19 protein-coding genes are annotated in these 19,386 nt (G+C 52.7%); 11 read left to right on the forward strand and 8 right to left on the reverse strand.

Features of this window, described 5'->3' with window-relative positions; all coding sequences use genetic code 11:
* From KHU33_RS21830 to baeS, 4 genes are all read right to left on the reverse strand, one after another.
* On the reverse strand, positions 1-1,017 hold a 1,017-nt coding region (locus KHU33_RS21830), incomplete at its 3' end, for a hypothetical protein (RefSeq protein WP_211466837.1).
* Between the two features lie 35 nt (positions 1,018-1,052).
* The gene (locus tag KHU33_RS21835; RefSeq protein WP_211466839.1) at positions 1,053-1,538 is read right to left on the reverse strand and encodes a phasin family protein; all 486 of its coding nucleotides are present in this window, start codon (positions 1,536-1,538) and stop codon (positions 1,053-1,055) included.
* A gap of 605 nt (positions 1,539-2,143) precedes the next feature.
* On the reverse strand, positions 2,144-2,824 hold the full coding sequence (locus KHU33_RS21840) for a response regulator (protein ID WP_211466841.1): 681 nt from the start codon (positions 2,822-2,824) through the stop codon (positions 2,144-2,146).
* The gene (gene baeS / locus KHU33_RS21845) at positions 2,821-4,200 is read right to left on the reverse strand and encodes a sensor histidine kinase efflux regulator BaeS (RefSeq protein WP_211466843.1); all 1,380 of its coding nucleotides are present in this window, start codon (positions 4,198-4,200) and stop codon (positions 2,821-2,823) included. The genes KHU33_RS21840 and baeS overlap by 4 nt, the downstream gene beginning before the upstream one ends.
* A gap of 177 nt (positions 4,201-4,377) precedes the next feature.
* On the opposite strand from baeS, the gene KHU33_RS21850 reads away from it, so the two are divergent.
* The 11 genes from KHU33_RS21850 (at position 4,378) to KHU33_RS21900 (ending at position 16,218) form a co-directional block, all read left to right on the forward strand.
* A complete protein-coding gene (locus KHU33_RS21850) occupies positions 4,378-5,829 on the forward strand; it encodes an efflux transporter outer membrane subunit (protein WP_329956107.1) in 1,452 nt (483 codons plus the stop codon).
* A complete protein-coding gene (locus KHU33_RS21855; RefSeq protein ID WP_329956108.1) occupies positions 5,829-6,953 on the forward strand; it encodes an efflux RND transporter periplasmic adaptor subunit in 1,125 nt (374 codons plus the stop codon). The genes KHU33_RS21850 and KHU33_RS21855 overlap by 1 nt, the downstream gene beginning before the upstream one ends.
* Entirely contained in the window at positions 6,953-10,024 is a 3,072-nt protein-coding gene (locus KHU33_RS21860) for an efflux RND transporter permease subunit (RefSeq protein WP_211466871.1), read from the forward strand. The genes KHU33_RS21855 and KHU33_RS21860 overlap by 1 nt, the downstream gene beginning before the upstream one ends.
* Positions 10,025-10,119: 95 nt before the next feature.
* Positions 10,120-10,440, forward strand: a complete 321-nt coding sequence (locus KHU33_RS21865) for a hypothetical protein (protein WP_211466847.1) — start codon at positions 10,120-10,122, stop codon at positions 10,438-10,440.
* A 21-nt stretch (positions 10,441-10,461) separates the two neighbouring features.
* Positions 10,462-10,887 (forward strand): hypothetical protein, encoded by a 426-nt coding sequence (locus KHU33_RS21870; RefSeq protein WP_211466849.1) that lies wholly within the window; start codon positions 10,462-10,464, stop codon positions 10,885-10,887.
* Between the two features lie 106 nt (positions 10,888-10,993).
* Entirely contained in the window at positions 10,994-12,031 is a 1,038-nt protein-coding gene (locus KHU33_RS21875; RefSeq protein ID WP_211466851.1) for an ABC transporter substrate-binding protein, read from the forward strand.
* 130 nt (positions 12,032-12,161) lie between these two features.
* Positions 12,162-12,971, forward strand: a complete 810-nt coding sequence (locus KHU33_RS21880; protein WP_211466853.1) for an ABC transporter ATP-binding protein — start codon at positions 12,162-12,164, stop codon at positions 12,969-12,971.
* Between the two features lie 66 nt (positions 12,972-13,037).
* Entirely contained in the window at positions 13,038-13,889 is an 852-nt protein-coding gene (locus KHU33_RS21885; protein ID WP_211466855.1) for an ABC transporter permease, read from the forward strand.
* Between the two features lie 318 nt (positions 13,890-14,207).
* On the forward strand, positions 14,208-14,621 hold the full coding sequence (locus KHU33_RS21890; RefSeq protein WP_211466857.1) for a cupin domain-containing protein: 414 nt from the start codon (positions 14,208-14,210) through the stop codon (positions 14,619-14,621).
* Between the two features lie 134 nt (positions 14,622-14,755).
* A complete protein-coding gene (locus KHU33_RS21895) occupies positions 14,756-14,923 on the forward strand; it encodes an H-NS histone family protein (protein ID WP_230414471.1) in 168 nt (55 codons plus the stop codon).
* Between the two features lie 632 nt (positions 14,924-15,555).
* Complete coding sequence (locus KHU33_RS21900) at positions 15,556-16,218, forward strand: hypothetical protein (RefSeq protein WP_211466859.1); 663 nt, start codon at positions 15,556-15,558, stop codon at positions 16,216-16,218.
* A 264-nt stretch (positions 16,219-16,482) separates the two neighbouring features.
* On the opposite strand, the gene KHU33_RS21905 is transcribed toward KHU33_RS21900, so the two are convergent.
* From KHU33_RS21905 to KHU33_RS21920, 4 genes are all read right to left on the reverse strand, one after another.
* Positions 16,483-17,028: a hypothetical protein gene (locus tag KHU33_RS21905; protein WP_211466861.1), complete on the reverse strand. Its 546-nt coding sequence runs from the start codon at positions 17,026-17,028 to the stop codon at positions 16,483-16,485.
* Between the two features lie 100 nt (positions 17,029-17,128).
* Positions 17,129-17,731, reverse strand: a complete 603-nt coding sequence (locus tag KHU33_RS21910) for a hypothetical protein (RefSeq protein ID WP_211466863.1) — start codon at positions 17,729-17,731, stop codon at positions 17,129-17,131.
* A gap of 192 nt (positions 17,732-17,923) precedes the next feature.
* Positions 17,924-18,331: a hypothetical protein gene (locus tag KHU33_RS21915; protein WP_211466865.1), complete on the reverse strand. Its 408-nt coding sequence runs from the start codon at positions 18,329-18,331 to the stop codon at positions 17,924-17,926.
* Positions 18,332-18,911: 580 nt separating this feature from the next.
* On the reverse strand, positions 18,912-19,386 hold a 475-nt coding region (locus KHU33_RS21920), incomplete at its 5' end, for a response regulator (RefSeq protein ID WP_211466867.1).

The following is a 19,386-nucleotide window of genomic DNA, read 5'->3' on the forward strand; positions in this document are numbered from 1 at the left end:
CAAAAGTTCAGTAACCGGCTTATACGGTACCGTAACCGTTCCAAATAGGCACACACCGTAGTCGCTCAGGTTATCGCCCGATAGCAACTGCATACGCCATAACTCGGCGCGCGAATAAACTCCGACATTAAGCTCCTTGCCGTTCCACACCGGAGAAGTGCCGGCCAATGAACGCAGGGCGGCGACCGGCTGTTCGCACACCAAGATTAAGTCGTAATCCGCAAAATTATCGCTGGAAATACTCGACCCATAAACCACGATGGCATCAAGACCAGGAATCGATCGCCGCAGCCGCTCAACAAAACCAAACCGATCCGAGCGCGCCATGACTTTGTCGGCGAACATCGTTGCCGCTTGCGCGTCGGTCGAAACTTCCAGATTGTCGATAGCCGCCTCGAAAAGATCACGCACCGCAAGGAGTCGCTCCACGTCGGTGATCGTCTGATTGGTAGCAAGTTCAATGACGCGGGCTTTCAGGTCGAGTTTCCGGAGCTCAGGGACTACACCTTCGTCCGCAAGTTGTCCCGCTTGCCATAGCTTATCGTACTTGCTTGCGACAGTGCCTTGCGACCAGCGCGATTGCACGATTGCCGCCGACATCGTTACCGCACTCAGAAACAATACTGATTGAAGCCGGAACTGCACCTTGGCGAGCGCAGTTGAAAGCGGCAGGTGACAACACTCACTAGCTGGCGTTACCGCGTTGGCGACATTCTTTTTTACAGTCGCATCATAAAAAGCCGGGTTGAATACTGCAGAGAGTCCAATCAGGAATGGAGAAATTACTCGGGGATTCGGGTATGCATTGGCAATCGACCAAGAATAAATTTCGCGCATCTTCTTTCCAGATGGCTCGGTGCTAACGAGGATGTAAGAGAACTCGAACGGAGTTGGGCGCCATGTTGGCGGCCGTTTTTCTACGCTCACACTGATCACTTCATCTGGCGCACTTGTCATTGAATTTACACAGCGGATGATCACATGGACACCAGTTAAGTAGTTTGGTTCGGAATCCATCCTCCAACCATTCAAACATACACCGAAAATCTTGGCTAGGCAAAACTATACCCATCGCGCTTGGCGAACTGTTCGTAACCGGCGTTGATGCTATCGATGGTCGACTTGAGAAAGGCCATTGTGCCTTCTGCACCTTGGGGCACTTTTTTCGATACCTGGCTAACGAACTCGATGAGTTTAAGTTTGGCTTCTGCTATTTGCGCTTCTGAAGCCTTGCTCAACTCAGCATGGGTGCTGGTAGCGATACTGGAGAAATGACGGCCGTAAGCAATCGCTTTTTCTGTGTTCGGCTGGGCCAGTGCTGCACTCAGCGTGAAAAATTCTTGTGGGTCTTTGGCCGCAAACAATTTCTGGGTAGTGGCGTTCGAATCTGCCAGCGAAGCCTTGGCGGCGCTCAGGTTAAGGTCGATCAGTTTTTCCACGCCAGCAAATGCTTTGGTAGTGAATTCAGTGAATAGGGCCAGATTGGATTCGAAATTGGCTTTAGCGGCGGCTGAAAATTGTTCTGCAACGGTAGACATGGCTTCTCCAAGAAGTCGGTTTTGTAAAAACAGACGACATTAGTCGGGCGACGAAAGGCGGCTAAAGACTAGCCGTTGGTTGCCGAGCGCTATCGATTTAAATGACACATTGTGCGATGCAAAATGTGATTGTAGATTTTTGCTGCCGGATGTCTAGCTGGTAATTTTGATAGTGCCAACTGCGTTCTTGATGGATTGATCGCGTTTGACTTCTTTTTGTTAACGTAGCCCTGAAGCCGAGTAGCGGTCGGGCCGGATAGTGAAACTCCGGCTTTTATCGATCTTGTCGGTCAGCCGAACGCGCGCGATGCGCGCCACCCGTTGGGCAATTATGGCTGGAGAGCCGCTGTTTATGTTGCCTAAGAGAGAGACTAAAGCCGTTTGATGGCGGCGGCGTCACTCGCATTTGATCTGAGTAGGCTTTTAAATAAAGAGGGGGGGCGCTCAATTTTGTTATTTAAGGAGTTATCCCCAAAATTTTCCCAATTGGCTTGCGGATGCTAGTGAGCGAGATTTGACGGTTTAGTTTGCCGAAAACTCATTCTACGTTTGGTCCGGTTTTGCTGATGCAGATCATCTCTCTAGACGATAAATCGAAGTGGAAATTACAACTCCATCCGATAGCCGACTCCATAAATGGATTTTATCCATTCCTCGTTTCCGCCTGCATCAACCAGCCTGCGACGCAGATTTTTCACATGGCTATCGATGGTGCGATCACTGACGATACGATGATCGCGGTACAGGAGACTAAGTATTTGATCTCGTGAAAATACACGCCCTTGCGAGCGATGTAGCAGGCATAACAAGCGAAACTCTACCGGAGTAAGTTCCAGCATCGTTCCATGGATGCTGGCGCGATGTGTTTCATCATCTATCGTCAGCGGGCTTTCCTTCATTTCATTTGGAATCTGACGGTGGCGGCGTAACACCGTGCCAACTCTGGCGACGACTTCGCGCGGACTGAATGGCTTGCATATATAGTCGTCTGCACCGACATCCAGACCAAGCAAGCGGTCGATTTCTTCGATACGCGCAGTGATCATGATGATAGGAACGATATGGTTGCGGCGAAGCTCGCGACAAATTTCAAGGCCATCGCGTCCTGGGAGCATCAAGTCCAGTAGCACCAGGTCAGGTCGTTCTGCACGAAATGCCGGCAATGCGGCTGCGCCGTCGGCGACCCAATAGTGGGTATAACCGGCTGTAGTCAGGTAGTCCCCCAGTACTGCCGCGAGCCGGGGTTCATCCTCGACAATCAGAATGTGATTTTTGCCTGAGATCATTGTATTGTCAGTTCCAGAGCAATAGAAATACGCAGTCCACCCAAACGTGAAGCGCCGACGGATATTTTGCCGTCATGCGCTTCAACGATGTTCCGGCAGATGGCCAGGCCCAGGCCGCTGCCACCGTTGGCCCGGTTACGGGAGGATTCCACCCGGTAGAAGCGATCAAAAAGATGTGAAATTTTTTCTTCAGGAACGCCAGGGGCACTGTCTTCAATGACAATATTTACTGTATTTGTGGTGCGCAGGCAAGAAATATGGACTTGGCCGCCGGTGTCGGTGTAGCGCAATGTGTTTTCCAGCAGGTTGGCAAATAGTTGTTGCAGCCTACTTTCGTCACCGGACACAATCAGCGGCATGGTGGGAATATTCACGTCCAGATGCAATCCTGCAGAATCGAATCTTCCACGCATGCCGTTTAATGCAGTGTACAAGATTGTACTCACGTCTATCGACATGCGACGATAGGCAAGTGCCCCTACGTCAGTGAGTGCTAGGTCATGAAGATCGTCAATCAGTTTTCCCAACTGTTGCACCTCCTGATGCATTGCCTCCAATGATTGTTTGCTTGAGGTGCGAACGCCGTCTTGAATGGCTTCCAATTCTGCCCGCACCACTGCCAACGGGGTTCGCAATTCATGGGAAATATCTGCCATAAAAGTGCGTCGGGCACGTTCATTGTGTTCTAGAGCCTGAGCCATTCTGTTGAAGTCCTGAGCCAATGCACCGATTTCATCTGATGCTTCAATGGCGATACGCGAGGTATAGTCGCCGGTTGCCAAAAGATGGGTTCCATAGGCCAGGCGTCGCACACGCTGCCTCAAGGTGTATGTTAAAAGAAATGTGAACAATGCGATAAAACCGATAGAGGCCGCACCAAAAATCCACCACATCTTGCGTTGCTTTGCCAAAAAAAGTGTTTCGTTCGGGGACAGCATCTTTTGAAAGGGAACTATTGCAATCCACCCCACAACTTGGCCGTCAACGATGACCGGGCGCCGAATGGAGTTAGCGTCGACGAATCGATTGCCGGCGATTCTTACCAGATCTTTATTGAGCAATCCCATCCGTACTATGGCTCCGGTTTGATCCGCGATCGACGGGTCAATTTCCAGGCGGTCAATCTTTTGTTGCGGCATGACGAGCACAATCCACGCTTTAAAGTTGTCGTGTAGAAAATCCCAACTGCCAGATTTTCGATAGGCAACAGCGAGCCGCGGAAGTGTTTCGTCCATGCGGTCGAGCCCTTGAGCGTTCAGGTAGTCAAAAAAATCTTCTCGAACGGTGATTCGCAAGATGAGTGCTTGCGCTAAGAGCACCGCCGCGCAGGCTGTCAGCACCGCAAGGAATATTTTGGCGCTAATGCTTATTTTCATAAAAATATTGACGATTTGATTTGCCGCTGACTATACACGGCTACCGCTGCTGCCGTATTCCCTGGGGAGCAAACTCCACGCAATCTCCATATTTCCCACACATTCTCCCAGCAAAATATTCACATCGGAAATTCAATCTCTTTATCCATGCGCTCAGCGACAGACATTACTCGTCCTTTGTTCAAGATCATCCCTGCGGTCATGCTTTTGATTGTCGCCATGAGCGGATGCGCATTACAGAAGCCCTATCAAGCTCCAGAAATTTCTCTGGCGAAGACATGGCAGGCTGAATTGCCGCACGGTGGGCGGACCCAGGAATTGCTTAAATGGTGGGGAAGTTTCGATGATCCCGCCGTGGCTGAACTTATCAGCATCGCAGAAAACGATAGTCCCACATTGGCACAAGCCGTCGCGCAAATCGACGGCGCAAGAGCAACGCTGACTTCCAGCGGTGCGGCTGCGTGGCCGTCGGTCACCGGTAGCGGCGCATTGACGCGTAGCAATACGTCCAGCAGCAGTTCCGGAGTTTCCTCTGGGACTTCAAGCGTAGTCACTGCGCGTAGCGGCGAACTGGATGCAAGCTGGGACATCGATCTGTTTGGCAAGATACGTTCGAGCAGGGAGTCCGCCCACGCATTGTTGCAAGCGCGGATCGACGATTGGCATGATGCCCGCGTCTCACTTGCAGCTGAGGTGGCGGACGACTATGTTCAGTATCGCGCTTGCAAATTATTGCTCAAGGCGTATGTAGACACGGCAACGTCGCAAAGTAAGACGATGCGTTCGACGCGCGCGGCAGTGACAGCAGGACTGTCAGCGGAATCAGATGGCTACCTTGCCGAAGCCAATGCGGCAAGCGCCGCGGCCAATGTCGAGCAGCAAAGTGTCTCTTGCGAAGAGCTGGTGAAATCGCTGGTAGCGGTTACCGGTGCTGACGAAACGGCTTTGCGCCGAATTATTGATCGACCTGAGGCGCCGGCTTTGCCGGAACCAGCTAATTTCAATGTCAGTAGCATCCCGGCGGATTTGATCCGGCAGCGTCCCGATCTGGCATCGGCCGAACGGACTCTCGCATCGTACTACGCGGCCATAGGCGAAGCGCGCGCCGACAAGTTTCCCAGTCTTACTCTGTCGGGAACGATCGGCGTCTCAGCAAGTAATCTGACGTCGCCTTCCTCACCCTGGTCTTTTGGTCCAGGTTTGTCCGTGCCTATCTTTGATGCGGGAAAAAGAAAGGCCGCGGTGGATTCAGCGCAAGCGACCTACGACGCACAGCTCGCAAGCTACCGTAGTTCAGTACGCAGCGCAGTTAAGGCTGTCGAGCAGGCACTGGTCGATTTGAAGGGAGCGATGAACCAGAGTGAACACAACCTCCGCTCGGCTCAGATGTACCGGCGCTATGCCGTCTCGGTGGAAAAAAACTGGAGCGCAGGACTAGAAACGCTATTGACGCTCGAAGACGCACGCCGTTCAACCATATCGGCCGAAGTCACATTGATTGGTCAGCAGCGCGATCGCGTCCGCTATTGGATCGCGTTGTACAAAGCTTTGGGCGGAGGATGGAGCGTCGATGATGGCACATTACCTCCGGTTACCCAAACAACTTCATCCTTGCAAGGAGTCGTGTAGTGAGTGTAGTTCGACGTCATAAATTGCTATTAGTTGCGATGGCCGTAATTCTCGCCGCAATCCTGTGGCGGATATTCTTGTCTCCAAGTACCGCCGCTTCGATGTCGTCGACGCCGCCTCCGGTGTTGACCGTCAACGTGACTAATCCGACACGCGAGAACTGGTCTGAGGTAATTCAGGCCGATGGAATTCTGACGGCCTGGCAAGAGGCGGTAATCGGTGCCGAGACCGGCAGCGTGCGTATCACTGAGCTGCTGGCCGACGTCGGCAGCACGGTCAAGCGCGGCCAAGTACTTGCCAGGCTTGCATCAGCCAGCGCCAATTCCGACGTGCGCAAGCAGAAGGCGGCGGTTGCTCAGGCTCGTGCCAATTTGGAGCAGGCGCAGGCAGATGTGAAGCGATCGAAAGCGGCGGCAGACAGCGGCGCCTTGTCTGTTCAGAAAATCGATGAATATCGCATTGCCGAAGAGAGCGATCGCGCCTTATTGGATTCAGCTGAAGCGGATCTGCAAAGTAAGCAAATTGTTCTGGCGCAGACAAATGTACTCGCTGTTGACGATGGGGTGATTTCCTCGCGCTCTGCGCTACTCGGCAATGTAGTCAGTGTCGGCACCGAATTGTTCAGAATCGTACGGCAGGGGAAGGTAGAGTGGCAGGCAGAAGTGACTGCCCAGCAACTCGCACGCGTACAGGAAGGGCAAGAAGTCAGCGTCACTCTGCCAGGAGGAAAAGCGATCCATGGCCAGGTGCGATTGGTGGCGCCGACATTGTCTGCGAATACCGGGCGGGCGATTGTTTATGTCAGTTTGCCAGCAAATAGCGGGGCGCAGGTAGGTATGTTTGCTAGCGGCAGTATCAAACTGTCGAAAAAATGGGCGGTGGCGTTGCCCGAATCAGCGCTGGTGTTGCGCGATGGACGTAGTGACGTCTATGTCCTGGGTCCTGATGGCAATACGGTATCGCGGCGCACGGTAGTGACCGGACGTCGCGAGCAGGGGCTTGTGGAAATTGTTTCTGGTCTCGACACCGGCGCGCACGTCGTGGCCAGCGGCGGCGCATTCTTGTCCGACGGCGCATCAGTCAAGGTTGTGAACGCAGGACGGATGAATCGAGACGCAACATGATGAACGTCTCTTCCTGGTCTATTCGCAAGCCTGTACCGGCCATTCTATGTTTTTTTCTACTGACGGTATTTGGTCTGATCAGTTTTCACAAGCTGCAGATCCAAGACTTTCCTGACATGGATCTGCCAACCATCACAATTGTAGCGACGCTCGAAGGTGCCGCGCCTTCACAGCTTGAAAACGAAATCGCACGCAAGATCGAAGACAAGCTAGCGTCATTAACTCTGCTTGATCATATAACGACAACGATTACCGACGGATCGGTCACCATCAGCGTCACTTTTAAGCTCGATAAAAATTCCCAGGCGGCGCTTAGCGAAGTACGCAATGCGGTCGACAGTGCCCGTGCCAATCTGCCGACGGAGATGAGCGACCCTACAGTCTCCAAGAGTGAGGCTGCAGGCTCTGCATTGTTGACCTATACAGCGACGTCGTCCGCTCTCGACGAACAGGATCTATCCTGGTTCATCGACAATGATTTCAGCAAAGCCGTGCTTGCGGTCAAGGGCGTGGCTTCTGTCTCGCGGATAGGGGGTATTGATCGCGAAATCCGTATCGACCTTGATCCGGTGTTGATGGCCGGATTAGGATTAACTGCGGAGACCGTCTCCAGTCAACTCAAAGAGATGCAGCGTGAACGCTCCGGCGGCCAGACTGATATCGGCGATCAGAGGCAATCTACGCGCACGTTGGCCGGCGTTGGTTCTGTGCAGGAACTGGCAGCGCTTAGCATCGCTACCGGTGATGGTCGCCGTGTACGATTAGATCGGATTGCCCGTGTCAGCGATGGCGCGGCGGCACGTAGTTCGTTTGCTTATCGGGATGGAAAGCCAGTCATCGGGGTAAAAATCACCCGCACCAGAGGAAGTTCCGACGTCACGGTATTGCGCGATTTACGTACGGCCATCGCGAAATTCGGTGCCGCCAATCCTCAAGTCAAACTGATCGAGGCCAGCAATACTGTCGCTTCCATCGAAGATAATTACGAGGGTTCGATGAGCATGCTGATTGAAGGTGCGGTGCTCGCGATTATCGTTGTGTGGTGGTTTTTGCGTGATTGGCGTGCCACGCTGGTGTCCGCAGCCGCATTACCCTTATCGATTATTCCGACTTTTGGTTTTGTTTATCTGGCCGGCTATTCACTCAACACAATCACGTTATTGTCGTTGTCGCTGGTGGTGGGAATTCTGGTCGACGACGCCATCGTTGAAATTGAAAACATCGCACGCCATCTTCGCATGGGAAAAACGCCATATCAGGCGGCAATGGAAGCGGCAGACGAAATAGGTTTGGCGGTGATTGCCACTACCTTCAGCTTGGTTGCCGTCTTTTTGCCGACGGCATTTATGTCTGGGATTCCGGGATTGATATTCCGGCAATTCGGCATCACGGCGTCAGTGGCGGTGTTGATGTCGCTGTTGGTTGCCCGCCTGCTGACGCCAATGATGGCTGCTTATCTGCTAAAGACTGGTACGGAAGAGGAGCACGACAGCATCCTGATGGTGCGCTATTTGAGGTGGATGCAGCAATGTCTTGGAAATCGAGAACGTACCGTCTTGGCCGTTGCGGCATTCCTGTTGTTGTCCGCGGTAATGGCTTTGTCCTTAAAAACAAGTTTTATACCGGCTCAGGACAAGGCCCAAACGCAGGTGGCGCTTGAGCTCGTCCCTGGCAGCACAATCGAAGACACCCGCAAGATAAGTGTGCAGGCCGAACAGCTGCTGCGCACTATCCCCGCTGTGAAAACGGTATTTTCCGCTGTCGGAACAGGCAGTAGCGATACGTCCGGTAACGTGCGCAAGGCCACCTTGACAGTTGATCTTTCGCCGAGGAGTGAGCGCAAACAAAAGCAATCCGGTGTGGAAGAGGGCATGCGCATGGTTTTGCGCAATCTGCCGGGAACGCGCGTTACCGTTGGCGGCAGCAACAACGGAGAAAAACTTGATATAACACTGGCAGGCAGCGATTCCGGCTTATTGGAATCCGCAGCAGCGGCGCTTGAGGCACAACTCCGTACCTTGAAAGGTATCGGCAACGTAAGCTCTAGTGCCGGACTGCAGCAGCCGGAGGTTCAGTTCAAGCCAGATTCGGCGCGTGCCGCATCATTTGGCGTTACTGCGGGAGCAGTGGCTGATGCCATACGTATCGGCACTTATGGCGACTATTCCAGTTCCTTGCCCAAGCTGAATTTGCCGGAACGCCAGATAGCGTTGAGAGTGCAGATGGATCCATCACAGCGCACCAGCATCGACGACATCGGCCAATTCAGGGTGGCTGGAACCAATGGAAAAATAGCTATCGCGTCTGTGGGAGAGTTATCGATGGGTAGCGGTCCTTCCCAGATCGACCGTCTCGATCGTGAGCGCAACATCACATTATCGGTTGAGTTGAATGGTCGCACACTGGGTGAGGTTGACAAAGAAGTCAAACAGCTCGTCGCGTTCAAGCAACTGCCGGCTGGCGTACATCGGGTGCAGCAAGGGGAGTTGCAGAATATGAGCGAGCTGTTCCAGAGCTTTGGGATGGCGATGGCAATCGGCATTTTTTGTGTCTATGCGGTCCTGGTTTTGCTATTCCATGACTTTCTGCAGCCAGCGACAATCTTGTGTGCATTGCCTCTATCCCTTGGAGGAGCCTTATTTTCCTTGTTGATTACCCACATGAGCTTCTCGATGCCTTCGGTCATCGGATTGCTGATGCTGATGGGGATCGTCACCAAGAATTCTATCCTCCTTGTCGAATATGCGATTGTCGCTCTTCATCAACATGGGATGAGCAGACTAGAAGCCGTGATCGATGCTTGTCACAAGCGCGCACGCCCCATTGTGATGACAACCATCGCAATGGGGGCAGGCATGCTGCCGAACGCGCTGGGCCTTGGAGCCGAACCCAGTGTTCGCCAACCTATGGCGATCGTCGTCATCGGCGGTCTGTTGACGTCGACGCTATTGAGTCTGTTAGTGATCCCAGTCGTATTTACCTATGTGGATGACTTCGAGCAATGGCTGAAAAAACGATTCCAGAAGAATTTTTCGGATTCCCATCAACAGGCAATGCCGAGTGAAGGCTAGGGATTTTCTGGTGATTCTGATTTCTACGCATGTCAACGAAGGAACCCAGCTCACATAGGTGGACAGGGGGATTTATTTAAAAGAAGGAAATTGTTATGCCTGATAAAAAAAGTATTGTCGCTATTCTTTTACTTTCACTATTGTTTTCTGCGTGCACCAGCATACCGAAGAGTGAGACTCCGGTATCCGCATTCGGGGGGCTTGATTGCTCGTCACTTAAAACTGAATTTGCCAGTGCTAAGAAGACCGAAGCGATCGCAACACAAGCGAAGAAGGACTCATGGAAAGTCATCCTGCCAATTGGTATCGGTGCCCGCTATCTTTACAGCTCGTCATCTCTAAAAGAGGCTGAAGAACGAGAAAAGAAATTAGGCGAAGAACTAAAACGGAAAGATTGTCCAACCGAATCCTATTAGTAACCGTCAAACGGAGTGAGAATGGAAATTGGCAGCGTAAATCAACCAATGTTCAATCCGGCGTTTGAAAGAAATCTGACGGCTCGGAAATTCGCTTCGCAAGTGAATGCGGCGAAAACAAAGGAGGAATTCAGCATCGAAGAAAGCGGATGTCATTACCAACCCATGAAGACAATAATGAAAAAGCTCATTTGCGCCGTTCTGGTCTCGCTCCTTCTGGCGACGTGGCGCCTTACCGACCGGAATGCCGCCGCGCACGATCATGACTTAGCTCGAAGTAACTACTTCAGCCAATGTGAGAGGATTTCACAAGTCGACTGCTGCCAGCGCTTTGTCCTAGACAGTGAAGACTTCGATTTGCCGCAGCTAGGAGATAATTTTTTCTGGCTTGCGATGTTTGATCAGTTTGACTGGCTTCTCCAAAATAACAGCCTGCAAGGATGCTGACATTTCAGAAAAGTACTATGGCCTGAAGGCTATCTTCCAAGCACGACCGACAACTACGTTTCCAACGAGCAGTAGTGAAATAACCCTGGATATACGAGGACACAATATGAAATTTAGCTGGAAGCAGTTTGGCATCGCCCTTTGTTTGTTCCTGACGGGTTACCTGACATTCAACGGCAAGTTGTTTGCACAGACCCCAGAGAAGACCAAAGTGGCGATCGCGGTGGGTGGCAAGAACCTGTTTTATTACCTGCCGTTGACGATTGCCGAGCAGCTCGGTTATTTCAAGGATGAAGGTTTGGATGTGACGATTTCCGATTTCGCCGGCGGCGCCAAAGCCCTGCAGGCGCTGGTCGGCGGCAGCGCCGATGTGGTTTCCGGTGCATATGAACATACCATCAGCATGCAGGCCAAGAACCAGCACATCGTTGCGTTCGTGCTGCAAGGGCGGGCGCCGCAAATCGTCATGGGCGTCTCCAACAAGACCATGCCTAACTACAAAACGATTGCCGATCTGAAAGGCAAGAAGATCGGCGTCACCGCACCCGGTTCTTCGACCAGCATGATGGCCAATTTCGTCTTGGCCAAGGGCGGTTTGAAGCCGACCGATGTGTCGTACATCGGCGTCGGCGCTTCGGCTGGCGCATTGTCGGCGCTGCGCTCCGGTGCTATCGACGCGATCGTCAATGTGGATCCGCTGATCACCATGATGCAGCAGAATAACGAGATCAGGATCATCTCCGATACGCGCACATTGAAGGATACCAACGCCGTATTCGGCGGGCCGATGCCGGCCGCAACCCTGTATGCCTCCGCCGATTTCATTAGGAAATATCCAAATACCACCCAGGCCTTGACCAACGCCATGGTGCGCGCGCTGAAATGGCTGCAGAAAGCCGACCCTTCGGACATCGCCAAGGTGGTGCCGGAAAGCTATCAGCTGGGCGACCACGTCCTGTACCTCGAAGCCTTCATGAAAGTACGCGAGGCGCTTTCGCCGGATGGCGCTATTCCTGAGGCAGGCCCGCAAGTCGCGTTGCGCACATTGGAAACATTCGATCCCGAGCTGGCCGGCAAGAATATCGATCTGGCGCAAACTTATACCAATGAGTTTGTAAAGAAGGCCAACGCCAAGTACAAATAATTTGCGGGGGAGGGGAGCCGCAGTCGTTAAGATCTGCTGCTCTGTCCCTCCGTCATGCAAATGAGACATCGGGATTGCAGGCAATCCGGATGCTTGAACCGGCAGCAGCAACAAGCCAATCCCTACTCCCATGACTCCAGCTCTCCATCTTGACAACGTCAGTTGCACCTTCATCTCCAAAGATGATCGTTCCCAGCGCTACACCGCAGTGGCCGACACCAGCTTGTCGATTGCGCCGGGCGAATTCGTTTCCGTGGTCGGTCCCACCGGCTGTGGCAAATCGACCCTGATGAATGTGGGCGCGGGTTTGCTGCAGCCCTCGTCCGGCAGCGTCCAGGTGTTTGGCGAGCCGCTGCTCGGCATCAATCGCCGCGCCGGTTATATGTTCCAGGCGGAAGCCCTGATGCCTTGGCGCAGCGCGCTGCAAAACGTCATTGCCGGCCTGCAGTATCGGGAAACCGATGAAACCCGTGCGCGCCAGTTGGGAGAAGAATGGCTGGCGCGGGTCGGTCTCCAAGGGTTTGGCGACCGTTACCCGCATCAATTGTCGGGCGGCATGCGCAAGCGCGTGGCCCTGGCGCAGACCCTGATTCTCGATCCCGACATCATCCTGATGGATGAGCCGTTTTCAGCGCTGGATATCCAGACCCGGCAATTGATGGAAAACGAAGTGCTCGAACTGTGGAGCGCCAAGCGCAAGGCTGTGCTGTTCATTACCCATGATCTGGACGAGGCGATCGCCATGTCGGATCGGGTGGTGGTGCTGTCGGCCGGGCCCGGCACCCATCCGATAGGCGAATTCGTGATCGACCTGCCGCGGCCGCGCGATGTGGCCGAAATCCGCAGCGAGCCGCGTTTTGTCGAATTGCATCAGCAGATCTGGAGCGTGTTGCGCGACGAGGTGCTGAAGGGGTATCAGCAGCAAAAGAAAATCGCCTAGTCGGCCGGGCTGTTGCCAGCTGCCGGGTCGCTTTCGGAATCAGAAAAACAGGGATAAAACAGAATCATGTGGAAAACCATCAAGCCGAATCATAAGAATCTGCGGGCCTATCAAATCCTGGTGCTGTTGATATTTTTCTGCATCTGGCATCTGGCGACACGCAATCCGCAAACGGCGTTTTTCTTCGGCGAACCGATCAAGGTGCTGCAACGCATCTGGCAATGGTTTACGGTCGGCAGCGGCTCGCTGGAAATAGGTTTCGGCGACCACACCTGGCTCACGCTGACCTTCCCGGCGGAGATTTATTCCCACTTGCTGATCACGTTGACCGAAACCATGCTGGCGTTCGGCATAGGCACTGTGTTCGGCCTCGGTGTGGGTTTGTGGCTGGCCTTGTCGCCCCTGACGTCGGCCATCCTGGATCCTTACATCAAAGCTTCCAACGCGATGCCGCGGGTGATTCTGGCGCCGATCTTTGCAATGTGGTTCGGGCTCGGCATCTGGTCCAAGGTGGCGCTGGCAGTGACGCTGGTCTTTTTCATCGTGTTCTTCAACGTCTATCAAGGCGTCAGGGAAGTCAGCCCGGTGGTGCTGGCCAACGCCCGCATGCTGGGCGCCAACCAGCGCCAGCTGTTGCGCACGGTGTACCTGCCGTCGGCCACTTCCTGGGTGTTTTCCAGCCTGCATACCTCGGTCGGGCTGGCTTTCGTCGGCGTCATCGTCGGTGAATATCTCGGTTCTGCCCGCGGCGTGGGTTATCTGATCCTGCAAGCTGAAGGCAGCTTCGACATCAATACCGTGTTCGCTGGAATCCTGGTCTTGACGGCATTTGCGCTGGTGCTCGATACGGTGGTGGGGAAGATAGAAAAACGCCTGATGAAATGGCAGCCGAAGAGCGGCGAGACCGAGCGTTTGTGAGCCGGCTGCTATGCGCCCAACGTCTGGAATCGAACACCCGTGGCCGCAGCGTCGCTTGTGGCGTCTGGTGCCCAGCAAGCCAGCAGTCCGAAAGAAGCTGCTGTTGATGCAGACTTCGTGATCCCCATGGAGCGTGATAACCGTAAACGTGACTTCAGCACCGTGGTTGACATTGGTACGCAAGCCCCAAGCCTTACCAGAAGACGCGCCAATAAAGCGTTTGAAACCAGGCGAAATGCTTCCCCATTTCGGAACGTCTGTACGAGGTTGGGGTGATGATATAACATGACATCCATGTCAATTACTTGGAGTGTACTTATGATGGTTGATGAAATGGCGACCTGCCATGTTGTGAGGTCCGGTGACACCTACAAGGGCAAGCAAGAGCTGTTTTATAACGTGGGTATTTCGGCGGAAACTGTTGGCGCAAAAGGCATTCATATGCAGGTTTGCACTATCCCGCCAAAGGCAAAAGCCAAAGCTCATAAACATGAGGCGCACGAAACGGCTATCTACGCGCTAAATGGCGAGTCGGGCGTCTGGTACGGCAAGCAACTTGAGCATCATTGTATCGTGAAGCCGGGCGACTTTTTCTATATTCCCGCTAATATGCCGCATATCCCCTACAATCCGAGCGAGACCGAAGAGGTGGTGGTCTTGATCGCCCGAACAGATCCCAACGACCAAGAAAGCATTGTTCTTCTGCCAGAGTTAGATGGGTTGCACGCATAAATCTGAGCTTCTGGTGTCAGAAATTGAAACGTCATGCAGAGACAGGTACAACAGCAGATCCAGGCTAAAGAGCGACTGCATGTCAGAAGATCCTAGATATTGCCCAGAGTGCTGGTATTCCCTTGGATGAGTCGATGTGGCTGCAAGCGAAGGGGAAGAGCCGTGGAGTGAAAGCGAAAGTTGCGGTTCGTTACCGCCATCCTAGCGACGCGTCGTTACAATGGACTGGAAGAGGAAGGCAGCCAAAGTGGGTGCAGGAATGGGTATCAGCCGGGAAAGCCCTGGAAGAGTTGAGGGTGTAATTTATTCAGGGGAGTTGTGATGGCGCAGGTTGCTTGTCCGCCTATCCAGATACTCAACACACGTGGAGCGCGAACGTAAATGTGTATAACGATATGCACTTAAACGTGACCTTTCCTAATGGTGAGCGATCTGCTAACCTTGAAAAAACCTTTGGGGGCTGCAAATGGACAAAGAAGACTACGCTCGTCTTGAAGCTCTCCTCCTGCTGTCTATCAGACAACTCGCGCACGCACTCAAACGGAATGCGGATTCTGATCTTCCTGAGTCGCTGCGGCAACAATCGCTCGTGCAGCTAGAGGATGTGGCTCGCAACCTCACTCGATGCCGGCCTCAGGGGACAATGCAGCTGGTCGTTGACGAAGACTGGGAAGCGTCGACACTTGAAGACTGTCCGACTTGTGGTCACAGGCGTACCACGACATAGTACCGGTCCTTTATGTCGACAGACCAAATTTTCTCGAGTGTCGCTCTGAATCCGGCGCTACCAGCCCTACCTGCGCGTATCGTTTTCAGACGTCCGCCCGGTGGGCGCACTGAATCCAAACTTGTCCGCACCGTCCGCGAACGTATAGAGGACGATCTTGAAGTATTGAGAGCTGTACATTCTAACGATCCTGTCGGATGTTGTGACTTGATGGTCGATCTTCACGGTATCGCCCATTCGCTTACGAAGAGTATTCAAGATACGGAAGAGGAAAAAAGAATTTGCAACTTGGCGAATAGCCAGCTGGATGCGTTGGAGAAAAAGGTGTATCGCATCGCCCAAAAGCTAGTTCAAAAGTATTTCTGGAAACTCTGCAGACTAACGGTCCCTGCCGCTTGTGTTGCTATAGTAGTTGGAGCACTAATAAACCTATTTGAACCGGCCATTGAGCGTACATTGGTAGGTGCAGATGTCCCAACGGCGGGAATCGTGAGAGTAGCGGGATCGCTTGCGTTAGTTTTCGGGGGGGCTTTTTCCGGTGCATGGTTTAAAGAGGCGTTGTATTTCAAGTTATTGAGCAAAAAGCAGTTCAACAACGATCTCATTCTGAATATCGATGGCGGCCCCCTTACGATAATTCAAAGGTTGCTTATAACCATTTTCTTTGCCTTGATTGTTACATTGCTCCTGTACGGAGGAGCGTTGCAAATTAAGATCCTTGGAGTGGATGTCGGAGACTACAAGGGGGGCGATCGCTACTGGGTGGCGTTCGCGCTTGGTTTTGTTCTAGCTGTTGCTGAACTCAGATTCATGAAGCGCATCTATGACGTTTTTTCGAAGCAAGCGAAAATGGGTATCGAGGAGGAATAGCCGGTAATTGACAACGCCTTCTGCGAGGATTGGAATGACCGCCGAGTCAAAGCATTTTGTCAGTCTCCAGGTTCGTTCTGGCCTGCTTCACGCAGTGGCGTACAAAATGAGCCGTCGCGTTTATGTCAAGAGCATCGTTGACTGGCTGCTTTGAGCCGCTACCTTCGACGGGCAGGTCCTGGCCGATTGCCGAAATTCGCGAACGGCGGTAGCCGGCCCATTGCTGCCTATCGAACATCGAAAAACCGGACACTCAACGCAGAGTTAGGGGACGGCTTCATAGCCTGGCACTCCTTGTTTTCGTAGCACCTCTTTCACTTTCATTTGTACCTCCTGCAAGAGCCGAAGAACATCCGGTAACGAAAAATGTTCATCGTAAAGGCTCAGCTCCCACGTCGATGTGTTCAGCAGCTGCATGAATTTGGGTGTGAAGCTTTGGCCGTCATCCAGTGTAATAGACGTAGGCTCGTGGTCGTCAATCAAGCGATGAACTACCAAGCCACCAGTTTCGCCAATGCATTTGTCCAGTCGTTCGTCAAAGTGCTCGAAGAAGTTCCGAGCGCGACGAATGGTTGAGAAGTCTTCCGTTTTGACTCCCAAGGCTTCACGGAGCCGCGCAGCGCGAGTCCGTGTCTTGCGCGCGGAATCGCTACTTGTCAGTAACTTTGCGACGTTGCCCGCAAATACGAGCAGCATATGAGCTAGAGCCAGTAGTGATGGATGCTTTGGGTTGTTGGCAAAGATTTCCTGCATCTGTCCGAATGATCTATGGGCAAACTCACATTGAATCTCAATCTCGTTAAGGTACATCGAATCTGCAAAATCGTCTGGCTTCGGGCCGCAGCCCTTTCGATTCCAATGCCGAGTCAATATTCCGCTCACACGAGCCCCCTAATGTTGGAGTTAGATTTCACTTCTCTAGCCGAAGCAGATGCTCAGTTCGGAAGAATTCACGCAGGCCATCTTCCATCGTCCTCTTCACCTCAATCACGCGGGCAAACGCTTCGCGTATGTCCCTGTGGTACTTGTCATCGTAGATGTCGGATTTGATCGCGTTCTTGAAGTCGTTGAACGCTGCGATGGAGTCCTCATGGATCGAGAGCAAGTGCTCAGGCAGCACGAGCCGAATGCGGCCTTCACCCTCGCGAAACTCGATTAGCAAAGCCTCCAGTTGGTCGAAGAAAACGTCCTTGGTCTTGATGATAGTCCCATCTGGTTGCTTCAGGGCATCCTGGTTCACAACGTTCTGACAGAGCCGGTAGTGGCGATAGAAGATCGAGTAGTACTTCAACAGTAGGTCGACGTGCTTCGCGTAAGAAGACTCTCGCAGCTTGAGCTCGTGGCCAAGAGTTGCGAGAGCACGAGAAATCGCGGCACCTTCGTTCTGAATGGCCCGCTTTGTCATCCTATCCGCGAGGTAGTAGACGAATGCGCTGACGAGAATGGTCCAGCCGCCAAAGGCAGAGACGACCCACGTGAACAACGATAAGAGTTCGGCACTAGTGAATTGCATGCGGGTGATCGTGAAATTTAACGTTTAGCTTGAGGGGCTGGACAAAAGCGGCAAAGCCAGCTTTTGGACTGTCTTTTCGAAGCACCTGTAAGGAATCGTAATTGCGCTACTCACCGTGCTTCCCGAGTTTTCCGTGGGGAATCGGTGTCACGCCGTCCGGAAGCTCGGCAGCTTTGTGCGACATGGGCTCGATCACTTCCCCGAGCTGACCAGCTCGCCTTTAATCATTTCCTCAAGGACGAAGTGTGCTACTCGAGCGCTTTCTGATTTTAATGCCCCCGTCTCAAGCCATGCACCAGCAAGCCATAATCCATAATTTGCCACCTCATCGTTAGAATTACTAGCCTGACGACTCATTTTTTCCGAAGAAACTTGCAGCCCTCGTCCCACAGCCGCCTGCATATCCGTCGACCAAGTCGCCTTTTGAGTAAGTAATTCTGCGCGTTGTTTGAGGAAAACCTCAGATACGGCTTGCCGGAACCCCATATTGACTTTGGACAAGTCATTAATTGTTTTTTCTATTTTCTGCGCCAGCTCGTCGTCCCGTGTAGATTCGAGAGCGACCAAAAATGTACCTTTTGTAAGTGAAAGCAGACCCATATCTCCTCCCTAGTCAATCCAACGTTCGTAGGAATAAACAATTAGTGCCATAAAGGAATGTTGATATTGCTCCTCAATTGTTTTTCCTACTTTAACGCATCATTTTTGTCGGCCAATTTTAGCCATCCGGCCATGGGTTTCCCGCGTAAGTGCGCCAATGTCAAAAAAATGAAGCAAAACTACCCAATTTTGGCCGCGAGCTATGTTCCTACTGCGGTCTGAGTACTTCGAGTCCCGCAGCTAACAATGCGTTGCAGTAGCTGAGCCACAGATCGCTCTTTAACCCGCTGCTGATCGTTGAGGGGACGAACTGGAGATGAGCAGAGTCATCGTCGGGATAAGGGATGGCATTCGACGATGATCCTAAAGAGATCTACTCAATCGGGTAAAAAATTACTGGGTTCACTGATGATGTGTCAATGGCAGAGGTGCGCATTGACCACCTGCCTTTAAACGGTTGGGGGGCAACGGCCAATATGTTGTTATATATAAGAGAGGTAATTCATACCACTCTCTGACTAGGTATTCAAGAGTAGCTTCAATAGAGAGTTTTAGAGACCATTAGCTGTGAAATCGCCCACTACTTATCCATATCGGCCAGTACGCTCACCAGCCCCCTGTACAACAGGCTCGGCGCTACAGGCTTATGCAGCAGGGGTATCCCACTGGCACGTGCTTCGCGCAACCGCTCTGGTGCCGTGTCGCCGGTAATGAGAAGTGCTGGTAAATCTTTGCCAAACTCTGCACGTAACGCGACAATTACTTGTGCCCCTGTGCGCTGCTTGCGCAATCGGAAATCGCTAATGACGATATCCGGTCGATGGGCGCATGCTGAGACCAGAGCTTCCTCGATCGATTCAACCGCCTCGCACTTGCAGCCCCAATCGTGCAGCAGTTGCAGCATGCCTGCGCGCACGGCTTCATCATCATCAACTACCAGCACGCGTATGTTGAGCATTTGCATAGAGGCATGCGTACTTTCAAGCTCATCGCTTATTATTGGAGCGTACGCATTAGGCAAGGTCAGTCTGAACACGCTGCCGCGTCCTGGTTTG

The organism is Collimonas silvisoli (assembly GCF_018305005.1).
GTDB lineage: Bacteria > Pseudomonadota > Gammaproteobacteria > Burkholderiales > Burkholderiaceae_D > Collimonas > Collimonas silvisoli.